The 20,301-nt window shown below is 39.2% G+C and carries 15 protein-coding genes; 10 read left to right on the forward strand and 5 right to left on the reverse strand.

Features of this window, described 5'->3' with window-relative positions:
- Nucleotides 1–20 precede the first annotated feature (20 nt).
- From AC59HZ_RS15040 to AC59HZ_RS15050, 3 genes are all read left to right on the forward strand, one after another.
- Nucleotides 21–2,597 carry a DEAD/DEAH box helicase gene (locus tag AC59HZ_RS15040; protein WP_496546621.1) on the forward strand — a complete coding sequence of 859 codons (2,577 nt, stop codon included), beginning with the start codon at nt 21–23 and terminating at the stop codon, nt 2,595–2,597.
- A gap of 147 nt (nt 2,598–2,744) precedes the next feature.
- A complete protein-coding gene (locus tag AC59HZ_RS15045) occupies nt 2,745–4,097 on the forward strand; it encodes a 3' terminal RNA ribose 2'-O-methyltransferase Hen1 (RefSeq protein WP_496546622.1) in 1,353 nt (450 codons plus the stop codon).
- Nucleotides 4,094–6,688, forward strand: a complete 2,595-nt coding sequence (locus tag AC59HZ_RS15050; protein ID WP_496546623.1) for a polynucleotide kinase-phosphatase — start codon at nt 4,094–4,096, stop codon at nt 6,686–6,688. Before AC59HZ_RS15045 ends, AC59HZ_RS15050 begins: the two co-directional genes overlap by 4 nt.
- 49 nt (nt 6,689–6,737) lie before the next feature.
- Here the strand turns inward: AC59HZ_RS15050 and AC59HZ_RS15055 are convergent, their stop codons facing one another.
- The gene (locus tag AC59HZ_RS15055) at nt 6,738–7,562 is read right to left on the reverse strand and encodes a dienelactone hydrolase family protein (protein ID WP_496546624.1); all 825 of its coding nucleotides are present in this window, start codon (nt 7,560–7,562) and stop codon (nt 6,738–6,740) included.
- Nucleotides 7,563–7,729: 167 nt separating this feature from the next.
- Here AC59HZ_RS15055 and dacB point away from each other — a divergent pair, with 167 nt between their 5' ends.
- Complete coding sequence (gene dacB / locus AC59HZ_RS15060) at nt 7,730–9,166, forward strand: D-alanyl-D-alanine carboxypeptidase/D-alanyl-D-alanine endopeptidase (RefSeq protein WP_496546625.1); 1,437 nt, start codon at nt 7,730–7,732, stop codon at nt 9,164–9,166.
- Between the two features lie 51 nt (nt 9,167–9,217).
- Here the strand turns inward: dacB and AC59HZ_RS15065 are convergent, their stop codons facing one another.
- Nucleotides 9,218–9,940, reverse strand: a complete 723-nt coding sequence (locus AC59HZ_RS15065) for a hypothetical protein (RefSeq protein WP_496546626.1) — start codon at nt 9,938–9,940, stop codon at nt 9,218–9,220.
- Between the two features lie 185 nt (nt 9,941–10,125).
- On the opposite strand from AC59HZ_RS15065, the gene AC59HZ_RS15070 reads away from it, so the two are divergent.
- From AC59HZ_RS15070 to AC59HZ_RS15080, 3 genes are all read left to right on the forward strand, one after another.
- Complete coding sequence (locus tag AC59HZ_RS15070; RefSeq protein ID WP_496546627.1) at nt 10,126–13,134, forward strand: PD-(D/E)XK nuclease family protein; 3,009 nt, start codon at nt 10,126–10,128, stop codon at nt 13,132–13,134.
- A complete protein-coding gene (locus AC59HZ_RS15075; RefSeq protein WP_496546628.1) occupies nt 13,127–16,327 on the forward strand; it encodes a UvrD-helicase domain-containing protein in 3,201 nt (1,066 codons plus the stop codon). Before AC59HZ_RS15070 ends, AC59HZ_RS15075 begins: the two co-directional genes overlap by 8 nt.
- 96 nt (nt 16,328–16,423) lie before the next feature.
- Complete coding sequence (locus AC59HZ_RS15080; RefSeq protein WP_223590929.1) at nt 16,424–16,522, forward strand: putative holin-like toxin; 99 nt, start codon at nt 16,424–16,426, stop codon at nt 16,520–16,522.
- Between the two features lie 171 nt (nt 16,523–16,693).
- Here AC59HZ_RS15080 and AC59HZ_RS15085 read toward each other — a convergent pair whose 3' ends face one another.
- The 3 genes from AC59HZ_RS15085 to AC59HZ_RS15095 all read right to left on the reverse strand — a co-directional run bounded on the left by AC59HZ_RS15085 (nt 16,694) and on the right by AC59HZ_RS15095 (nt 18,522).
- Complete coding sequence (locus AC59HZ_RS15085; protein ID WP_496546629.1) at nt 16,694–17,125, reverse strand: acyl-CoA thioesterase; 432 nt, start codon at nt 17,123–17,125, stop codon at nt 16,694–16,696.
- 26 nt (nt 17,126–17,151) lie between these two features.
- Nucleotides 17,152–17,625 (reverse strand): SRPBCC family protein, encoded by a 474-nt coding sequence (locus AC59HZ_RS15090; RefSeq protein WP_496546630.1) that lies wholly within the window; start codon nt 17,623–17,625, stop codon nt 17,152–17,154.
- 99 nt (nt 17,626–17,724) lie between these two features.
- Nucleotides 17,725–18,522: a GNAT family N-acetyltransferase gene (locus AC59HZ_RS15095; protein ID WP_496546631.1), complete on the reverse strand. Its 798-nt coding sequence runs from the start codon at nt 18,520–18,522 to the stop codon at nt 17,725–17,727.
- Between the two features lie 199 nt (nt 18,523–18,721).
- Between AC59HZ_RS15095 and eutL the strand changes: the two genes are divergently transcribed.
- From eutL to AC59HZ_RS15110, 3 genes are read left to right on the forward strand one after another with little or no spacing between them, the layout of a single operon-like run.
- The gene (gene eutL, locus AC59HZ_RS15100; protein WP_496546632.1) at nt 18,722–19,378 is read left to right on the forward strand and encodes an ethanolamine utilization microcompartment protein EutL; all 657 of its coding nucleotides are present in this window, start codon (nt 18,722–18,724) and stop codon (nt 19,376–19,378) included.
- A gap of 51 nt (nt 19,379–19,429) precedes the next feature.
- Nucleotides 19,430–19,771, forward strand: coding sequence for an ethanolamine utilization microcompartment protein EutS (gene eutS, locus AC59HZ_RS15105; protein WP_496546633.1), 342 nt, complete (start codon nt 19,430–19,432; stop codon nt 19,769–19,771).
- Entirely contained in the window at nt 19,768–20,208 is a 441-nt protein-coding gene (locus tag AC59HZ_RS15110) for a EutP/PduV family microcompartment system protein (protein ID WP_496546634.1), read from the forward strand. Before eutS ends, AC59HZ_RS15110 begins: the two co-directional genes overlap by 4 nt.
- The last annotated feature ends 93 nt before the right edge of the window (nt 20,209–20,301 follow it).

Genomic DNA, 20,301 nt, shown 5'->3' on the forward strand with positions numbered 1-20,301 from the left:
AATATTGAGGTGAGAACGAAATGAGTAAATTAATAACCATTTATCCTCAAGCGATTGAACATACAAAATTGAAAGTATATGAAGATATTGATCGATATTTGGAAACGAAGGAATCGGTGACAACCTTTGAGCAGTATCTAAGCGACCGCAGCCACTATCTTGAACAGCTTTGGATTAATGTTTGGCTTAATAAGTCCACCAATGATGTTCCAAAGAACGAAAAGAAACAATTTTTAAGTGAAAAAGGGTTCGAGGTTCAAGGGGTGGACCGAAAATTAATCAACAAGCTTTTTCGTGATGAAATGAGGACCTATCAGCCTTTTGATATTATGTCATGGGTAAAAGAAAGCTTTCAAAATCAAGAAGAGGAATGGACAAAGCGATATCAGATCGCGAAGGAAAATTTTATCAAAAGGGAAGAGAAACAGCAGTTTGAAGAACAGAAGCTAAATATTCAAAGTGGAATTGAAGAAGAAGCAGCTCTAATTTTGGAAGAGAGATATCAGATTTTCTATTTATATGTCCGACATTTTGTTGCAAAGCAGCTGGCTGCCGATATAAAAAACAATGTGAAGTTTAAATCTGTAGATACGTTTGCTCTTGAAGAAAAATTAGAGGGTGAAGGTCCGTTTAACCCTTCGTCATATACGACCGTCGCGACTTTTTTTGAGGAATTAACTGGAGATATCCATAAAACATTAAATTGGGGCAGAAGCTACTTTGAATATCAGACTTACTTCTATGTTTATGAAGGTCTTATTTCAGATTACCTTTCAGAATTGATTCCTCAAAAAGTATTGGAAGGGCTTCCTGATGATCTCAAGGAAGGGTTTTTTGAAACTTTTCATGAAAAATTAACGCCATCCTTCGTGAAAGGGAGTATAACTGAAATTCTTTATGATGTTGAGGGATATTTTATTGAGGATATCCAGGCTGAATACCTCTCTGATTTATTAGAACTGGTGGAGATTCCATTTGACTTGTCCGTGCATCAGGAAAAGTTTGAACAGGATCTCCAAGAACGAGAACGGAAACAAGCAGAAGAACAAGCAGAGTTGGAAAGGAAAAAAGCAGAGGAAGAAAGGATCATGAAAGGCATTTTTGGTGCAGAATATGATCCTTCCTTACAAAGACAATCCCGTTATATACTGCATATCGGGGAAACGAATACTGGCAAAACCCATCATGCCTTAGAAAAAATGAAAGAGGCTAATAGCGGTTTATATTTGGCACCATTAAGACTATTGGCATTAGAAGTATATGACAAGTTAAATGCCGAAGGAACCCCGTGCTCATTAAAGACGGGTGAGGAAGAAAAAGTCCATCCAAATGCCAGTCATATTTCCTGTACGGTAGAAATGTTTCATGAAAAGGATTTTTATGAAGTGGTGGTTATTGATGAAGCACAAATGATAACGGATAAGGACAGGGGATTTGCTTGGTATAAAGCGATTACGAAGGCAAATGCGGAAGTAGTACATATTATCGGCAGCAGAAATTCAAAAAATATGCTTCTGGAACTTCTAGGTGACTCGGAAATTGAAATTCATGAATACATGCGAGATACACCTCTAGATGTTGAATCGAAAGAATTCCATATTAAACATGTTAAAAAAGGGGATGCACTTATTTGTTTTTCTAGAAGACGTGTATTGGAGATGGCCTCTCGACTACAAAATGACGGTCATTCGGTGAGTATGATTTATGGCAGTATGCCGCCAGAAACACGGAAGAAGCAGATAGAGCAATTTAACAAAGGGAAGACAAAGGTCATTGTGGCAACAGATGCCATAGGTATGGGGTTGAACCTGCCGATTCGCAGGATTGTTTTTTTAGAAAACGAAAAATTTGACGGCACAAGAAGACGTCTTTTGAATTCTCAAGAAGTGAAGCAAATTGCCGGTCGTGCCGGTCGTAAAGGCATCTATAATGTCGGAAAGGTTGCATTTGCGAGCGATATTAAAAAAATGAGGAATTTATTATTGCAGGAAGATACACCTGTTCATTCCTTTGCTATAGCCCCGACCAATTCAGTTTTTGAACGATTTTTGCGCTATTATCGGGACCTAGGCACCTTTTTTGAATTATGGGGGAAATTTGAAAGTCCAAATGGGACCAAAAAGGCCTCATTGTCTGAGGAAAGAATGCTATATGAAAAAATTGCCGGTACAGAAATTGAAGCACGACTTTCGTTGACAGATTTGTATGGCTTCCTGCACCTGCCCTTTGCCAAAAATGAACCTTTACTTACCCAGCAGTGGGAAGATACCATGTATGCGATTATCCGTGATAGCCAATTACCTGAGCCAATTGTAAAAGAACGAAGTTTAGAGGAATTAGAACTTAGCTATAAAGCAATTGGCCTGCATTTATTATTCCTGTATCGCTTGGGAGAACGAACCGAAGCAATGTACTGGGAAAGGCTGCGTGAGGAAATCAGTGATAAGGTGCAGGAACGTCTAAAAACTGACATCAAAAAATTCGTCAAAAAATGTAAAAACTGCGGCAAGAAACTTCCTTGGGATCATTCCTTTCCGACCTGTGATGCTTGCTATCGGGCAAGATTTAAAAAATATAGATATGATGAAGATTTTTAATAAAAGTTAGGTTCATCATAAAAAATCCACCTTCGCTGGTGGAATTTTTTTGTTTTGGCATGTGATTTTTACCATTAATTCCTTATTAATGAAATAATTGATAAAATAAATCTATGATTGTTTTTTTAGGAAAGTGAAGTGTTAAAAATGCAGCTATTATTAACAGTGAAAGGTACCGATGCTGAAGTGGTGTCCCATTTGTTAGCCAAAAATCCTAACAACCTCTATGAACGAGGTGAAAAAGGATTGACCGTTCGAATTGTTTATCCCAAATTCTTGCCAGAAGAGGTTCAAGTGTTAATCTATGTAAAGCCAGACCCAATTGAATTAGTGAAAAATTCACCGGACCTTTATGATATCACCCATTACATAAATGACCGCGAATTTGCTGCGAGCAGTATTTTTGTTTCCTCCATCCGTAAGGCTTTAGGAACAGCGTTAAATGGGAAGCCGAAAGAAGAATATGAAGTTTGGGTGGGGCATCCGTTTGAAATGGAACTGGCATTTGGCCCAATTGCTTCTGACCTACGGGATCAGGAAATTGCAGCATTATTTGAGCCAATTGGTTATCGGGTAGAGATTGAACGGAGTCAAAGCTTTATACGTGAAAAAAGCTCCGCCAGGTTTATTAAATTATATGGTATACAAACCGTTCAAATGGCATTAAGGCATGTTTCCATTCTAATTCCCGTGATGGATAACTATAAACATTATTTTATCGATGAAAGGGAAATTGAAAAGCTGGACCGTTATGGAGAAGGGTGGTTAGAATCACACCCATTTAAAGCATTAATTTTAAAGCGCTCTTTACGCTTTCAAAACATGATTTCCCAATCCAAATTCTATGAAAAAGAAACGGACTCTGAAAAATTAGATGAACCATCTAAAATTCGGTTAAATGACCTTCGCTATAAAGCAATCCTAAATTATGTCAAAGCATTAGAAAAAAAAGAATTTATTGTCGACCTGGGGGCAGGTGAAGGAAAGCTTTCGGTTCAACTAGGATTTGTGGATGGAATAAATGAGATCATTTCTGTGGAACCATCCAATAGAGCACGTTTAAGGGCGATCGAAAGGTTTGAACTGGCTAAAAGAAAACATGGATTTCTCGAGCCAATTTCAGTAACAGGCTCACTATTTTATTATGATGAGCGCCTTAGCAAGAAGGATGTTATGATTTTATGTGAAGTGATCGAGCATATCAATGAACATCGGCTGCCTAAAATTTTCGAAACCATCCTTAAAGATTATCGGCCAGGCGTGCTGATTGTGACTACCCCAAACCAGGAATACAATGCTGTTTATGAAATGAAGGAAGAAATGAGACACACTGACCATCGTTTTGAGTGGACTAGAAAAGAGTTTAAGAGAAATTGTGAGGATTGGTCGAGTCTGTTTCCATACCAATTGAGTTATCAAGGAATAGGTGAGGAGCATCCAACCTATGGCCACCCAACACAAATGGCAATTTTCACTAGAAAGGGGGATGGGCACTCATGACAAAGATATATTTACCATACGCTGGCATCGTCTTAATGGTCGGACCATCAAATAGCGGCAAGACGACGTTATTAAACCGGTTAGTGAATGAAAAAAGTATTCTATCCTCCGAGGTGATAAGCTCAGACCAATTTCGTGTACTCGTCAGCGATGTTGAATTTGTTAATTGGAATCAGCGGCCAAAGGATGAAGCAGATGTCCTTTATGATGAATATTTTCGCATCTCAAACGAAGCTTTCGATACAATGGACTACTTGATTGGGAAACGGTGCCGTTTAAATAAATTAACGATTATTGATGCTACCCATTTAAAAGAAGACGATCGTGAACGCTATATACGTATGGGCAAGAAATATCATGTTCCAGTAGTAGCGATTGTTTTCAATGTTTCAGAAAAAGAGCTCCTTACACGTGATGAGCATCGTGATAACCCACGCGGAAAGAATCGTATCAAACAGCAATATCAGCAATTTAAACGGACCTTTAAATTTATAAAAAAAGAAGGCTTTCATCGAACATATATTTTAAATGAAGCAGAACTCAAGGAACTTGGGCTGGGGCGTCAGCAGAATTCATTGCTTGTGAACCTTGGAAATGGCATTGATTTTATCGGAGACATTCATGGCTGCTTTGAGGAATTTATGGAACTATTAGAAAAACTGGGTTATAAAGAAAATACAGAAGGGTATTATGTACATCCTGAGGGACGAAAGATATTATCTTTAGGTGATGTTATGAGCCGCGGACCACGTTCATTGGAAACCTTGCAATTTTTCAAAAAACATGTGGAAGCGCGGCTCGCCTATATGATTGACAGTAACCATGGCTGGAAGATTGCCCGTTGGCTCGATGGCCGCAGTGTAAAGCTCGCACATGGAGATGAGAAGCTGGCTGCTGAATTTACAGAATATGAAAAAACATTTGGAAAAGAAGCTTCGGACCATTTAAAGTATGAATTCAAAGAATTACTCTTAGCAGCAAAATCGCATTTAATCATTGAAAAAAAAGGAGTAAAGATTGCGGTCGCCACACACGCTGGAATAAGAGATCATTATATTGGCAAACAATCGCAGCGGATCTCTGATTTTTGCAGATATGGTGATTCAGATGGTTTGGATGAAAATGGTAAGCCAATCCGCAAAGATTGGACCATCGGTCATCAATCTAGTGAATTAATTATCTGGGGTCATGATCCCAAACCACAGCCGCTGCTTGTCAATAATACCCTGAATATCGACCAAGGTGTAGTATTTGGGGGCCGATTAACTGCTTATCGTTATCCCGAAAAACAATTTGTATCCGTTGAGGCAAAGCAGGATTATGCCAATGTTCCGGACAATCCACTTCGTGAGTGGGAAAGAAAACGGCTCTCACCGCCGAACCTTGGAAAATTTATCAATGGCTTTTCTGTGTTAACGGAGCAAATGGGGGAAATAGCCATTTACAAAGAGGGAATCAAATCCGCTTTGGATGACCTTTCCCATTACACATTACCTCTTGAGGAAATCATTTATCTGCCGCCGACGATGAGCCCGACACCAAAACCATCGAGTTTAGAAGGCTACTTGGAGCACCCGTTGGAAGCCTTTGAATACTATCAGTCCAATGGCGTGGACACGATGGTTGTGGAGAAAAAACATATGGGCAGCCGTGGAATATTGTTTCTATATAAAAATAAGGAAGCAGCCAAGGAATACATTGGCAGGGAATCATTAGGGGCCATTTATACAAGAACCGGAAGGGCTTTTTTTCAAAAAGAACTGGAGGCACAAATTCTTGAGGTATTGAATAAAGACCTAGCTGGCTATTTTGAAAAATACAACACCGACTTCGTTTTGCTTGATGCGGAAATCCTTCCGTGGAATTTAAAAGCAAAAGAGCTAATCATGAACCAATACGCACATGTTGGCGAAATGGCACTGTTTGATAGAAATAAATTAAGGGCCGGACTGCAAAAAGCATATGAAAATGGCCATGACGTTGTTGACTGGCTGCGAGAAGAAGATGAAAAGATTGAAAATGCAGTTGTTTTTAATGAGGTTTATCAAAAATACTGCTGGGTAACGGAAGGACTGGAAGGAATTCAAATTGCACCTTTCCATACATTAGCCCACAGCATCGAGACCTTTTTCAATAAGCCGCATACCTGGCATATGGAAAAAAATAAAGAATTTAGCGAGATATCCTCTTTGTTCGTGGAAACGGAGTATCAGGTGGTAACGGATGAAGATTCGATGAAGACTGCGATTCAGTGGTGGAAGGATATGACAGAAGATGGTCATGAAGGCTTTGTGGTAAAACCGGAGTCAGTTGTGGCGCGTAATAAAGGGAAGCTTTTGCAGCCAGCCATCAAAGTCAGAGGCCGGAAATACTTGCACATCATTTACGGAATCGATTACTTGGAGCCTGAGAATTTAACTCGGTTAAAGCTCCGCAAAGCTGGTAAAAAACAAAGGAATGCATTAAAGGAATTCGCATTGGGTGTTGAAGCAGTAAATCGTTTTGTCAAAAGAGAATCTTTGGAACGATATCATGAATGTGTATTAGGGGTATTGGCATTAGAAGCGGAACCGATTGATCCTAGATTATAAGTAATAAAGAGCATCGGTCTATGAAAACCGATGCTTTTTTTCTAAATACCTATTTTACAACCTGATTTAAAAAGTTAAGCGTTCGTGCAAAGGCATCACGAGCATGAGTGACGTGATAAGTTGGGTTCGTATCATTAAAGAATGCGTGTTTTGCATCAGGATAAATGACCACTTCGAATGTTTTTTCGTTCTTTTTCATTTCTTCCTCAAAACCTGGCACTAAATTTGTAATATTTGGGTCCTCTCCGCCGTAAAAACCAAGTATCGGGCAATTAATATTCGGAATGCCCTGCTGAGGCGGCCGGCCATAAAACACAACCGAACCGGAGTGTTTCCTATCTAATGTAGCTAAAACCGCCGATAAGGCCCCGCCCATACAAAAACCAACGGAAGTGACTGGCATTCCTTTTGATTTTTCAAATGAAGTTCTGGCATAATCAGCCGTGTCTGTTAAAATTCCAGTTAAGGACTGGGATTTCGAAGGATTTAACAAGCCAAATAATCCATTTAATGTCGATCTGAGGTTCTCCTGACGTGATGAAGGCTGCTTTAGGATTTCGGTTTCCCGCTCATCCGGATTGAACCATGAAGAATGGGGAATTGAATGTAAAAATTCTTTCGCATCCTCTAACCGTTCAGCACTTAGTTCTTCAGGTGGGATCCCTTCAATTGCAAATAAATCTGGAGCAATGGCTACATAACCAGCAGCGGCAAACCTCTCTGCTACTTCTTGGATATGTTTGTTTACACCCCAGATTTCCTGAATGATAATAACGGTAGGGCGCAATTCAACTGCAGGCCCGATGGAAGCAAAATATGCCCTGCACTTGCTGTTTTTTCCATCAAAAGTTTTCCATTCCGTAAGTACGGCCATGATTAGTCACCTCACAAAAAATATCTTTCCTCCTAAATATAGGAGAAATATTATAAATTATCTACTTTTTAATCAATTTTTCATCTTTTGGAACATTTTGGACAAACTTAAAGAAAAAAGGGAAGGCTGGAAAGAGTTTGCTTAATAAATGTAAGGTAATTTTATTTATGATGTTATCCGTAACAACAGTTGCTAATAATCAGCCGGTATTTGCAAATGAAAACACCTCTTCTTTGAGAAGCCAAATTGATCAACTTCTATCTACTGACCCTGCATTGCAAGGGGCAATGGCTGGGATAAGCATTCGCTCTGCTGCAAATGGGAAAATTCTTTATCAGCATCAAGGTGATGTAAGGCTGCGGCCTGCCTCTAATATGAAGCTATTAACAGCAGCCGCTGCTCTAAACGTTTTGGGTGAAAACCATACTTTTTCGACCGAAATATATGCTGACGGCCCAGTGAAAAAGCATACACTTAAAGGAAATTTGTTTTTAAAAGGAAAAGGTGATCCGACACTTTTAAAAACGGATTTCGATGAGATGGCTGAAGAGATTCAAAAACTAGGAATCAAAAAAATAAAGGGAAATTTAATAGGTGATGATTCTTGGTACGATGATGTACGTTATTCACTTGATCTGCCCTGGAGTGACGAAACCGCCTATTACGGCGCGCAAGTATCAGCTCTTACTGCTTCACCGACAACCGACTACGATACAGGGTCTATAAAAGTGGAGGTTCGGCCAGGAATCCATAGATGGGACAAACCCATAGTGAAAATTACCCCGAAAACGGACTATGTGAAAATAGTAAACAAGGCAATTACAGTGCAAGAGGATGGCAGAAAGAAACTTACCGTCGAACGGGAGCATGCGACAAATACCATTATCATTCAAGGAACCATTCCTATAAAAGCGAGAGTTGAAAAAGAATGGATTGGTGTGTGGAACCCTACCCGTTACGCGGTTACACTTTTCCAACAGTCTTTAGCTAATCATGGAATTACATTGGCGGGGAAAATAAAATCTGGCAGGGTGCCTGAAAAAGCAAGAAATTTATACACTCATCATTCCATGCCACTTTCAAAGCTATTAGTCCCTTTTTTAAAATTGAGCAACAATGTTCATGCAGAAGGTTTAATTAAAGAAATGGGGAGGGTAGTGAAAGGGGAGGGAAGTTGGGAGAAGGGATTAGATGTACTAAAGACAGAGATTACAAATTTAGGTGTTAACCCGAGGACAATGGTAATACGAGATGGGTCAGGAATTTCCCATGTGGATTTGATTTCAGCTAACCAAATATCGCTTCTGTTATGGAATGTACAAAGGCAAAAATGGTATTCCTCCTATCTTAATGCACTGCCATTATCAGGCATCCATGACAAAATGGTAGGCGGCTCACTAAGAAATAGGATGAAAAATCCGGACACTCAAGGAAGAGTTAGAGCCAAAACTGGCACAATTTCTACCGTCAGCTCATTGTCAGGATATGTACATACCAAAAGTGGAAAAACATTAATTTTTTCCATTTTGTTAAACAACCTTCTAGATGAGTCGAAGGGCAAGAAAATAGAAGATAGGATAGTCACATTTTTAGCCAGCCAATAATGGAGTGAATAATAAGAGGGAGCATGCACATTAACGGCATGCTCCCTTCTTTTATTGATAATCATCAAAATTAAACTCACTTAATTGATCCATATGACTCGCAATCATCGCAATAATCGTACTTGCTTCTTCTCTACTAAAAATAAAATGAGATTCATCTTTGATTAACTCATCCTCAGTGGTCCAAATTCGGTTAACCCGTTTGAGGACACCGTCCCCAGTTGCTTGCACGACACCAAATTGATAGGTGATTTCGACTTCATCCTCATGCTTAAAAGCCGTAACTTCAGGTGTAGACCAATCAACATCAATTTCCTCAAAGATGTCATCGCTGTTCACTTGTTCAGCCTGGTAATACTCGTCGTCGTCAACAGATTCACAAGCTTCTTCATCTTCAAAGACCTCATCTGTCTGAAGATAAACCCCGTCATCGGTATAATGATCCTCACCGTTCATGTAATCATGAAGGCTTTCGTGAACCTCCTCGATAATCTCCTCGATATCAGAAAGGATGATTTTTGCAGTGTGACCACTGTCAACATCAAAGGTATCAATGTAAAACTCTTCGTTTTGCGGATCAAAGAAAAGGGAGCAAAAATATTCACGATCAAGTTCATCAGATTCTGTATCCGCTGTTTCAACGAAAAATTCAATCCTTGGATGTTTAGCGGCTCTTTCAATTGCCATTTGGCCTACTTGATCATATTCTTCACAAATAGACTCCAGATGGTCCTGCAATTCCCCGCAAACTCTATCAAACCATTCTAACGACATCCGTTATCCCATCCTCTCAAAGTTCATCGAGGTTATTATTTCCAATATGTTAAAATTTATGTTGAGATAATTGGCTGCAAAATCAACCCTTTATACATATTTCATAAACCTTTCCCATTTTTGGTAATGCCATTGGTAAATAATGTGGGATAATAAACTAGTAGATAAAATATGGTGGTGATCCTTTGATAACACTAGTAAATGAATTAAACCAAATTTGTACCAAATATATTTTTAATGAAAAAATTGTCATTGTCGATTCTCACTCAATTGGGGAGCAAATCAATGAAGCATTCGTAAAAAAAGGCCATCAAGCCATTAATCTAAAGTATAAAACGGTGACCGACCTTGCGCGAAATCTAGTTGAATTGAACTCTAACGAGGAGATCGAGCTTTTGGACCATTCCATTGGGGTTCAATTAACGTACAGTTTGCTAAAGGAATTAAAGGAAAAAGGGAAACTTCAATACTTTGAAGGGATGGAGATTACCCCTTCTTTTAGCCATGCCATCTATAAAACCATACAAACCCTTCGCCTAGCAGGTTATACACTAGATACGTTAGAAAAGGATGCCTTCATAACTCCTATCAAAGCCGAGGATATGGACAATATTCTTTCAGCATATGAAGAAAGGATAAACAGTCTGGAATTTATCGACCGTGCTGAACTTTTAACAAAAGCAAACCAACATGTAAAAATAAATGATCAAGTTGTATTTATATTACAGTCGAATCTTCAGCTTTCGTACCTGGAAGAACGATTCCTTAGTAAAATACTGCCTGAAACGCACAATAAACTTCCGCTCGCACCTGTATTTGGTATCAATACCCCTGAAAGGACAAGTCTTAGTTCCATTAGCTTTGCTGACCCAACTCCACTTAGCTATCTCTACCAACAGGATAATGCAAGAGGAGAAGCAGATTTGCACCTTTTTACGGCAAAAACAGAAGAGTTGGAAATAAAACAGGTATTAGAAAAAATAAAAATGACAGATGAACCATTAGATGAAAGTGTCATTTTTTATACCAGCGGTGATGCCTACATAACCCTGCTTTATCAACTTTCACAAAAGATAGAACTTCCTATTACTTTTGGAGACGGTCTTCCTATTACCTTTAGTCGTCCAGGCCGGCTGACTTTAGTGCTGTTGGAGTGGATTCAGTCCAATTATAGTGTACAAGTCTTTCTGGATTTGTTAAATGAAGGCTTAATTGATCTTGGGAAGAATGTCCCGTTTATTAATTCAGGATTTGCTGAACTGGATAAAATGATTGTTTCCAAAGCGAAAATAGCAAAAATCCTTAGGGATCTTCAAATAGGATGGTCACCTGAACGCTATGATAAACAATTTGGAAATGAAATCGATCGATTGACTCAAAAATTACTCCAAGATTCCAAAAATACTTCACTTGAAAACTATATTAAAGAACATACATGGGTATGGATGAGTTTTAAAACCATTTTTAAAAACCTTCCTCCAATGGATGCGACCATTAACTATAAAAAATGCTTAACAGGGATAAGGTTTATACTTGAAAATAATTGTAAAACAGGATCGGCCCTCGATGAATTATCAAAATCAGCACTAATTGAGGCGATTGAAAGAATCCTACCTTATGCAGATGAAACGTTGCCAACTTATGAGGTTATTGAAAAGGTAAGGGATTCCCTACTTTCTATACGGGTCAATCAATCACGTCCAAAACCAGGTCATCTCCATGTTTCTTCCTATCAGGATGGAATTTATTGCAGTCGGTCAAATATTTTTTTAGTTGGTTTAGATAATAGGAAGTTTCCTGGAAATTCAAGCGAAGACCCAATGCTTTTAGATACAGAAAGAATAAGGCTTGGAAACAATCTAAGGTTGCTTCGCGAAAAAGGGCAAGAAAGTTTATATACCCTGCTTCAGGTTTTAGCTCAATCTGCAGGACGAGTAACGGTCAGCTATTGCAATTTTGATATCAACGATAATCGGGCCATCAATCCAGCATTTGTTGTCATACAATGCTATCGCTTGTTGACTGGCAATAAAGAGGCGGAATTCAAAGAGCTAAAAAAACTTCCTACCTTTATCATTGCTGATGATATTTTTGAAGATAAAGATTACTGGAATGAAAAATTAACGAAAAATGTAAATGGTTATGTGACGCGGGGGATTTTGGAGCACTTTCCCAATGTCATTAATGGTCTAAATGCCGAAAGAGCTCGTCATTCAAATGGATATTCAGAATACGACGGGATTGTAAAAATCGATGCAGCACAATTTGACCCGCTTCAAAATCATGAAAAAACCATGAGTGCCGGGAAGCTGGAAACACTGGCGAAGTGTCCATATTCCTACTTCTTAAAAGAAGTTTTAAAGGTAAGACCTGTTGAGGATGTTTCATATGACGCCAATAAATGGCTAGATGCCGCAATCCGGGGTAGCTTGCTGCACAGTATTTTTGAAACTTTTTATAAAACATTGAAGGAGGAAAACTCAAAGCCTTCAGTTGCTAAACATTTGAACTTGATCAAAGATATTGTTGCAAGCTTAATCGAGCAGCAAAAAGAAATCCTTCCACCTCCAAATGAAAGAGTCTGCCAACGTGAAGTAAAAGATATTTTAGCGTGCTGTGAAATCTTTTTAAAAGAAGAGGAGCGGTATGGTGAAAATTACGATCCGCTTCATTTTGAATATTCATTTGGGATTGGCGATCAGGAACCAGCGATTGTTACTCTTCCATCAGGTGAGCTTAAAATCTCCGGAATTATCGACCGAGTCGATAAATCGAAGGATGGTAATTACCATATCATTGACTATAAAACAGGAAGCACTTATGGATATGCGAAAAATGGAGAATTCAAGGGCGGACGGCAACTGCAGCATTTGATTTATGCCTTAGCCATTGAACAGCATCTAAATCTTGGTGATGGTGCCGTTGAAGAAAGTGCCTATTATTTTCCGACGGTGAAAGGTATGGCGGAGCGGTTTTCACGAAAACAGGACACGGCCCTTAGAACAAAGGGTTTGGATATTTTAGAAAAATTAATTGATGTGATCAAACACGGTTATTTTGAGATGACCGATGACGAAAATGATTGTAAGTTTTGTGAGTATAAGCTGGTTTGCAGGCGACATTTTTATCCAAAAGAAACCTTGGTAATGAAGCAGTCCAATCAAAAATTAAAGGGGGTCAGAGCTTATGACTAAAAGGATTCCCGATCAAGAAGCACGCGATAAAATTAAGCTTGAACTTGGAACGAATTTTCTCGTGGAAGCTGGGGCTGGGTCTGGAAAAACAACCAGTCTGGTAGACCGTATGGTTAACCTTATCTATACAGGTACGGCTCGGATTCAGGAAATAGTCGCGATTACTTTTACACGAAAGGCAGCAGACGAGTTAAAGGTCCGTTTTCAAGCAAAATTAGAGGAAGCATGGAAGAAAGAAACCGACATTGATGCTCAATTTCGATTAGGTGAAGCCTTGCAAAATTTGGAACGCTGCTTTTTAGGCACGGTCCATTCCTTTTGTGCTAAGCTCCTTCGTGAGCGTCCAATTGAAGCTCAGCTTGATTTGACCTTTAAAGAGCTTGAGGAAGCGGATGATATGGAGGTATTAGAAGAAGCATGGCAGCTCTATTTACAAAACCTGAGGGATAAGTCACCCCGCCAGTTTGAGGAAATAGATGAAATCGGCATAACAGTGGACCAGCTGTTTCCGTGGATAAAGCGTTTAAAGGAGTGTTCTGATGTAGAATGGGTAACAAATTTGGTCCAAAAACCAGAGTTACACTCGGAATACCAGTCTTTTATTAAAATCATTAAAGAGGCAAAAAAATGCGTACCTGACAAGGAGCCGGATAAAGGGTACGATGCCCTGCAGAAGGCCATAGTAACAGCCCTGCAAAAAAGCCGGTTTATTGATACCCCAAAAGAAAAGGACATCATCGGCATTTTCAGCTTATTTGATAAAAAGCTAAAACCTACTTACAACCGCTGGCTTTCAAAAGAGGATGCAAATTTTTACTTTGACAAAATTGGTGCAGAATTCGAGGGTACAATCAAGCCGCTTCTTAAAGCATGGAAGGAATACTGTCATCCTAAGATTGTCAGATTCATAAGGGAAGCCATACTTACGTATGAGGTTCTTAAAAAGCAAAGGTCCTTGTTAAACTTTCAGGATTTAATGATGCATACTTCTAAACTATTGAAAGAAAATACTGAAGTTCGCGGTTACTTTCAGGAAAAATATCGATTCCTGCTGGTCGATGAGTTTCAGGACACTGACCCGATTCAAGCAGAAATCATGTTCTTTTTGACAGGTGAAAATATCAACGAAAGAAACTGGACTAACTGTAGGCCAAAACCGGGATCTTTATTTGTTGTCGGCGACCCTAAACAGGCCATTTACCGATTTCGCCGGGCAGATATCGATACTTACAATCGCGTCAAGCAGCTTCTGGAGGAGCATGACGGGGAAGTGCTCCAGCTAACAACCAACTTCCGAACCTTAGATACGGTTACTAAAGAATTAAATGCAGTTTTTGAAAAACACTTACCCGAATTTGAAACCGATTATCAAGCAGCCTACCGCCCATTAATCTCTTATCACGAAGATCTGGGAAATGGATTTTCTGGGATCAAAAGACTTTCGGTGCCAGCAGATTTTAAAAAGAAAGAAGAAGTAATCCTAAAGGACGCCGAAAACATTGCATCTACTATTTATAACCTAATGGCTCAGGGACATATGGCGAAAGACTTTATGGTACTGACCAGGTATAACGATGGAGTCGCTGTTTATGCAAAAATGATTGAAGACCTTGGTATTCCAGTCAGTATAAGCGGTGAAGTTATCATTGGTGAGACAAGAGAGTTCCAAGAATTGTGGATTCTCTTAAAATCATTCTTGGAACCAACCGACGAAGTCAGCTTTTTGGCCGTTTTAAGAGGGATTTTCTTTGGCTTTAGCGATGAGGAATTGTATCAGTGGCGATTGAACAAGGGCCGCTTTTCCATTTATGCAAATGTGCCACTTGGTTTAGCACCAGAAACAAAAGCAAAGTTTGAATATGCCTTGGCTAAATTGCAGCTTTGTCAAAGGTTTATTCGTCAACTAGCTCCTACTGCTGCGATTGAAAAAATAATCGAAGAAATCGGATTTTATCCATTACTTTTAAGAAATGGTCACTGCAAACGGACATTTAAAAGTCTGTTGCAAATGATCGAATCCTTAAGGAATCAGGAAGCTGCAGGGAATACCACCTATAAACATGTTGTGAATACCTTAACCGATATGATATTTGAAAAAACGGCTGTTGCCAATATGGAAGAAGAGGCGGATGCCGTACGCATTATGAATGTTCATAAGGCGAAAGGACTGGAGGCGCCGATTGTCTTTTTAGCCCATCCTATTAAGGCAATTAGTCCGGAATCTTTTTTATCACAGCATATTAAACGGGAAGACCAACAATCAAAAGGGTATTTTACTTTTTCAGTAGAAAATGGATATGGCAATAAAGAGGTGGCGATTCCTCTAGAGTGGGAGACTCATAAGGCTGAGGAACTGACGTATTTAACGGAAGAGGAGCTTCGGATTATTTACGTAGCGTCAACTCGGGCAGAGAAGGCATTAGTAATCAGTTCAAACGCAGGAAACAAAAAGAATCCTTGGAACATCCTTTTTGAAATAGACAACATGAAGGATCTTGAAATTCTTGACCTAGTTAGGTTGGAAATGAATGATGCATCCTGTGAGATTACACTAGGTGATTACCAAGCAAAAACGGGCAGCAAAAATGCCTGGCTCGAGAAAAGCAAGCTTAAAACCTATGATCATTGGACACCGACTAAGGAAAAGGATTTTTCAGAAATAACGATTGAACGGGACTCAGGCGGCGGAAAACAGTGGGGAACACTCATTCATGATATTTTTGATAAAGTAGTACAAGGAATGGACGTGTCACATTATATTAATATCGCATTAAATAAATTTAACCTCCCTATAACAAGAGGAGAAGAAGTAAAACGTTATTTGGATAATTTAAGGTCGTCATCACTTTGGAACGAATTACAAGCGGCAGAAGAAATTCTAACCGAAGTACCGTTTACATTAAAGGTAGAAAAGAGTCAACAGCTCTTTTCACTTATTACACTGGATCCTGATGATAATCATCCATTTTATGTTAAAGGAATCATTGACCTTATCTACAAAAAGAATGGGACCTGGATGATCGTTGACTACAAAACGGATCGCGCTAAGCAGCTCGAGGATTATGAAAAGTTGCAGGATTTCTATACTAGTCAGCTAAATTTCTATAAGCATGCTTGGGAAGTGTTAACCGGAGAAAAGGTAAAAGGTGTATATCTCTATTTCCTTGAACAAAATCGATTGGCGGCACTTTAGTAGTTAGACAATTACAGAAACGAATATTATAATAAAAAAGTACAGCAAAAAGCTGGGTGGCAGTGGCACTCCTTTTTAGAAGGGGGGTGACGCTTGATGCTAACTGTTTACGAGGTAATCAGTCTGATGATTGGTTTTGGAAGTTTAATCGTGGCAGTCATAGCAGTTGTTATTTCTTCTCAACAAAAGAAATAACCCACCCCGCTCTTGGCATAAGTTGGGTGAGTTATTCTCCTCTAGGCCACTGCACATCTTGCAGTACGCTGTACAAAGAGCTTCCGGCCCGCCAGCCGGAGCTCTTTTTTAGTATATGATATTATAGTTAAATTATATCCACAAAATGGCGATAAGTAAAGGTTATTAGATTCAGCTCAATGAAAAGCTATCATTTTCAAATGCTTCGATTCGGGTGCGGACAAAATCAGGAACTAGCTGGGAGGAATTCGTTTCAGCATTATAACTGACGTAAATAATCTCTGCTAAGAGGATGGGGTCTTCTTCCCCCTCTCTTGTAATCATACAATTCATTGTCATACTCGTTTTGCCGACTTTACCTATTCGGCACCAAATAGTTAACCAGTCATTTAAATGGGCGGATTTTTTATATTCCAAAGTGGACTTTGCCAAGACAAAATCAAAATCTGATTCTCCCAATTCCAGTTTTAACCCTTCTTGAAAATATTCCGTTACGGCCACATCGATATAAGTCAGATAATGGGCATTAAACACAATCTTTTGTCCATCAATTTCTGAATAACGAACCTTTAACCGATGTGAAAAACGATAGTCATTAGTCATAAAAATCACCTTTCTATTTGGGAAAACTACTTTAATATAAACTTTGAGTCTTTGAACTCATCTTCTGCTGTTTCCTTAACTCTCTCACAAAATTGGACCACAACGCGATCACTTGCAAGCAACATGAATAATCTGAGGAATGATTTCAATGGACGATTTGTACAGGTGTATTTAAATAGAGTTTTGTTTTCGTTGAGTGGGTTTAGCTCATATAAAGCTGTAATCTCGAACATTTTAGCAAGAGTAAATCCAACCTTTAATTTCTTTTTGTCAGGAGTATTTAGGTAGTCTAGTGTTTCCACATCATACTCTTCAATCCGTTTCCCTTCCTTATATTTCTGACGGTAAATACTTCCCACCACTTCATCCGTCAGCTTCACTGGTTGGTGGTCGACCACCTGTGGCATAATTTTTTGCATTTTTTCCAAGGGTCCTTCTAATAAATCCCATATATAGTCAATGGGAGCATCGATTTCAATTTCTTTTGTCCATTCCTTCAACAAACATCACCTCTGTTATTTTTTAATTAATACTTCTATTTTTAAAGTAGAAACCCTTTTGAGAAATAAAAAGCGACCGATGCATTTTCATATTAATTATTAGACAAATAAATATTGTCTCATTTCACCATATGTGTTGAATCCAAGCTTTTCATATAGTCTCTTTCCTGCAGGGGTAGCATGCAAAATGGCCGTTTTATATCCATCAAGTTTTGCTTTTAGAAGAATAGTGGTCATCATTTCTAACCCGATTCCTTTGCCCTGAAAATCAAGTAAGGTTCCAACATTATAAATACCTGCAACATCATTGTTGTAAAAAATGGATGACGTAGAAATGGCGGATCCGTTGATAAATCCAACATAATGGGATGTGTTTTGGTCCTGCTTTGCGATTACTTCAGCCATGACATTAGTTAAATCTGAAGGTATACCAAATGCGCTTGAAGCACATTTTGAAAAATTTAATCCATCGTGTTTATTTTTAACTCGTTGAATGATGAGGCCTGGATATGGCTCTGTCAACGGATGAAAAGAACCTAAATCAATGGCCATAAGCGTTGTATTAGGTATTTGCTGCCCGCCATTTTCTAACAAAATTTCCTCGATATTTACTGGAGTGTCATGGTCCCAAATTCGCCAAAGAAAAGGAACCTTTTGGTCCTTATATTCTTTTACTATTTGCATGACTGATTCCGTTTCGTCATGATTAATGGCTGTCTTTAGGATGTTATTAAATAATGGATGAGGCAAATAGGACTTTACTCGGAAGCTTTGCTGATCTTCCACGACTTGAAATTGGTCGGTACATTCACTCCAATAGCGCATAAGCTCAATCATATTGTCCTGTGTAATATGGACCAATTCGTCTTTTTCCAATTCATTTAAAGTAAGTTTCAAGCAAAAATCCTCCTAGATTTAATATAGTAATGATTACGTTAAAAATAAGTCGTTAGAACATTTGGCCAACATTCCGACTTAATAAGTCATAGATTGAAAGAAGCAGATATATATATAAGTAAATAGATGCTGGATTTGGTGCCTTGTATGCAGTCTAGCGCTGTTTTCAGGGCACTTCTTAGTTATAGGAGGTGATTACATGGAAGTAAAAAAAGTTCCCTCTCTTGCACTGGCAAGCCGTATCATCCCGAATGTCGATACTGGATTAAGAGAGTCACTTAAGCTCCAGGATCATATTAAGAGTCTTGCCTTAGTTACAAGTACTAGTGACGATGTTGGGTATACCGCATTAGACGAAGCGACAAAGAAATCTGCTGTTGAGGTTGTATATGCGAAGTCCTTCTACGCAGGGGCTGCTCATGCTTCTGGTCCATTATCAGGAGAGTTTTTGGGCATTTTAGGAGCAGCAACTCCATCAGAAGTAAAGAGCGGTCTTGAAATTGCGATTCAAATGATAAACGAAGGTCCCGCATTTTATGCAATGGACGAAGCAGGAGAACATGCCTATTATGCCCACACGATTTCCAGAACAGGAACCTATTTATCCAAAATGGCCGGAATCAATCCAGGAGAGCCCTTAGCGTATTTAATCGCACCGCCGCTTGAAGCCATGGTCGGTCTGGACGCCGCCTTGAAGGCTGCAGATGTAAGGCTTTGTGTGTTTTATGGTCCGCCGACGGAAACTAACTTTGGAGGCGGCCTATTAACAGGAAGCCAATCTGCCTGTATGGCCGCAGCGGAGACGTTTGCTGATATAATTAAGAAAATTGCAAAAACTCCTCATCTAACATTTTAATAGGGTAGGAAAATTATAGCAACATTAGTTTGTAAAAAGGTGTTGAATTCTATGACTGAGAAAAAGCAGCGCGTCATTCAAGAATATGTTCCCGGTAAACAACTAACATTAGCTCACATCATTGCCAACCCAGATGAAGCTTTATATACAAAGCTGGGTATCGGACAGGCTGGAGCGATCGGAATTTTAACATTAACCCCTGTTGAAACGGCCATTATTGCGGCCGACATTGCCACAAAAGCTGCGGATATCGAGATAGGTTACTTAGACCGTTTTACTGGATCGTTGGTTATTTGTGGAACTGTGTCAAATGTTGAAATGGCCATACAAGCCATTAATCACTTTTTATGCAGGCATTTAAAGTTTGAACCTGCGGAAATCACACGGTCATGAAAAAAGGTAAGGTTATGCTGATTGGTCCAATTGGTTCAGGAAAATCCACATTAGCGGCGCGATTATTGGAGGAGTCATCTCCAGTCAAGAAAACTCAGGCACTTAACTATAAAGACTGGATTATTGATACACCAGGTGAATATAGTGAAAACCCGATGTTTTATCGTTCCTTAATCGCGACGTCATTGGAAGCACGCGTATTGCTGGTGATACAGGATGCCACCAAGCATTATCAAGTACTTCCACCTAATTTTTCGGGGGGATTTCCTATAGTTGCTGTGGGTGTGATTACAAAAATTGATCATCCCAATGCAGATTTAATGCGGTCTGAGCAGATATTGAGGCAAGTCCTGCCTATTCAAGCTATTTTTCGGGTATCATCGGTTACTTTGGCAGGAATTTCAGAGCTTCGGGCGGCTATTCTGGAGTATCTTTAAAAGCGAAATCTAGATTGGACATTTTTTTTAGTGTTTTGGACATTTTTAAGGGTGCTTTGGACTTTTTTTTCGGTGGATTGGACATTTTTCAAA

It is taken from the genome of Neobacillus sp. DZ-9, assembly GCF_059587065.1.

Coding starts and splice junctions, on each gene's coding strand:
- AC59HZ_RS15080 (WP_223590929.1), top strand. CDS start 16,424: ATGCTAACTGTTTACGAGGTAATCAGTCTGATGATTGGTTTTGGAAGT.
- eutL (WP_496546632.1), top strand. CDS start 18,722: ATGGAAGTAAAAAAAGTTCCCTCTCTTGCACTGGCAAGCCGTATCATC.
- AC59HZ_RS15050 (WP_496546623.1), top strand. CDS start 4,094: ATGACAAAGATATATTTACCATACGCTGGCATCGTCTTAATGGTCGGA.
- AC59HZ_RS15040 (WP_496546621.1), top strand. CDS start 21: ATGAGTAAATTAATAACCATTTATCCTCAAGCGATTGAACATACAAAA.
- AC59HZ_RS15085 (WP_496546629.1), bottom strand. CDS start 17,125: ATGACTAATGACTATCGTTTTTCACATCGGTTAAAGGTTCGTTATTCA.
- eutS (WP_496546633.1), top strand. CDS start 19,430: ATGACTGAGAAAAAGCAGCGCGTCATTCAAGAATATGTTCCCGGTAAA.
- AC59HZ_RS15055 (WP_496546624.1), bottom strand. CDS start 7,562: ATGGCCGTACTTACGGAATGGAAAACTTTTGATGGAAAAAACAGCAAG.
- AC59HZ_RS15110 (WP_496546634.1), top strand. CDS start 19,768: ATGAAAAAAGGTAAGGTTATGCTGATTGGTCCAATTGGTTCAGGAAAA.
- AC59HZ_RS15045 (WP_496546622.1), top strand. CDS start 2,745: ATGCAGCTATTATTAACAGTGAAAGGTACCGATGCTGAAGTGGTGTCC.
- AC59HZ_RS15075 (WP_496546628.1), top strand. CDS start 13,127: ATGACTAAAAGGATTCCCGATCAAGAAGCACGCGATAAAATTAAGCTT.
- dacB (WP_496546625.1), top strand. CDS start 7,730: ATGATGTTATCCGTAACAACAGTTGCTAATAATCAGCCGGTATTTGCA.
- AC59HZ_RS15065 (WP_496546626.1), bottom strand. CDS start 9,940: ATGTCGTTAGAATGGTTTGATAGAGTTTGCGGGGAATTGCAGGACCAT.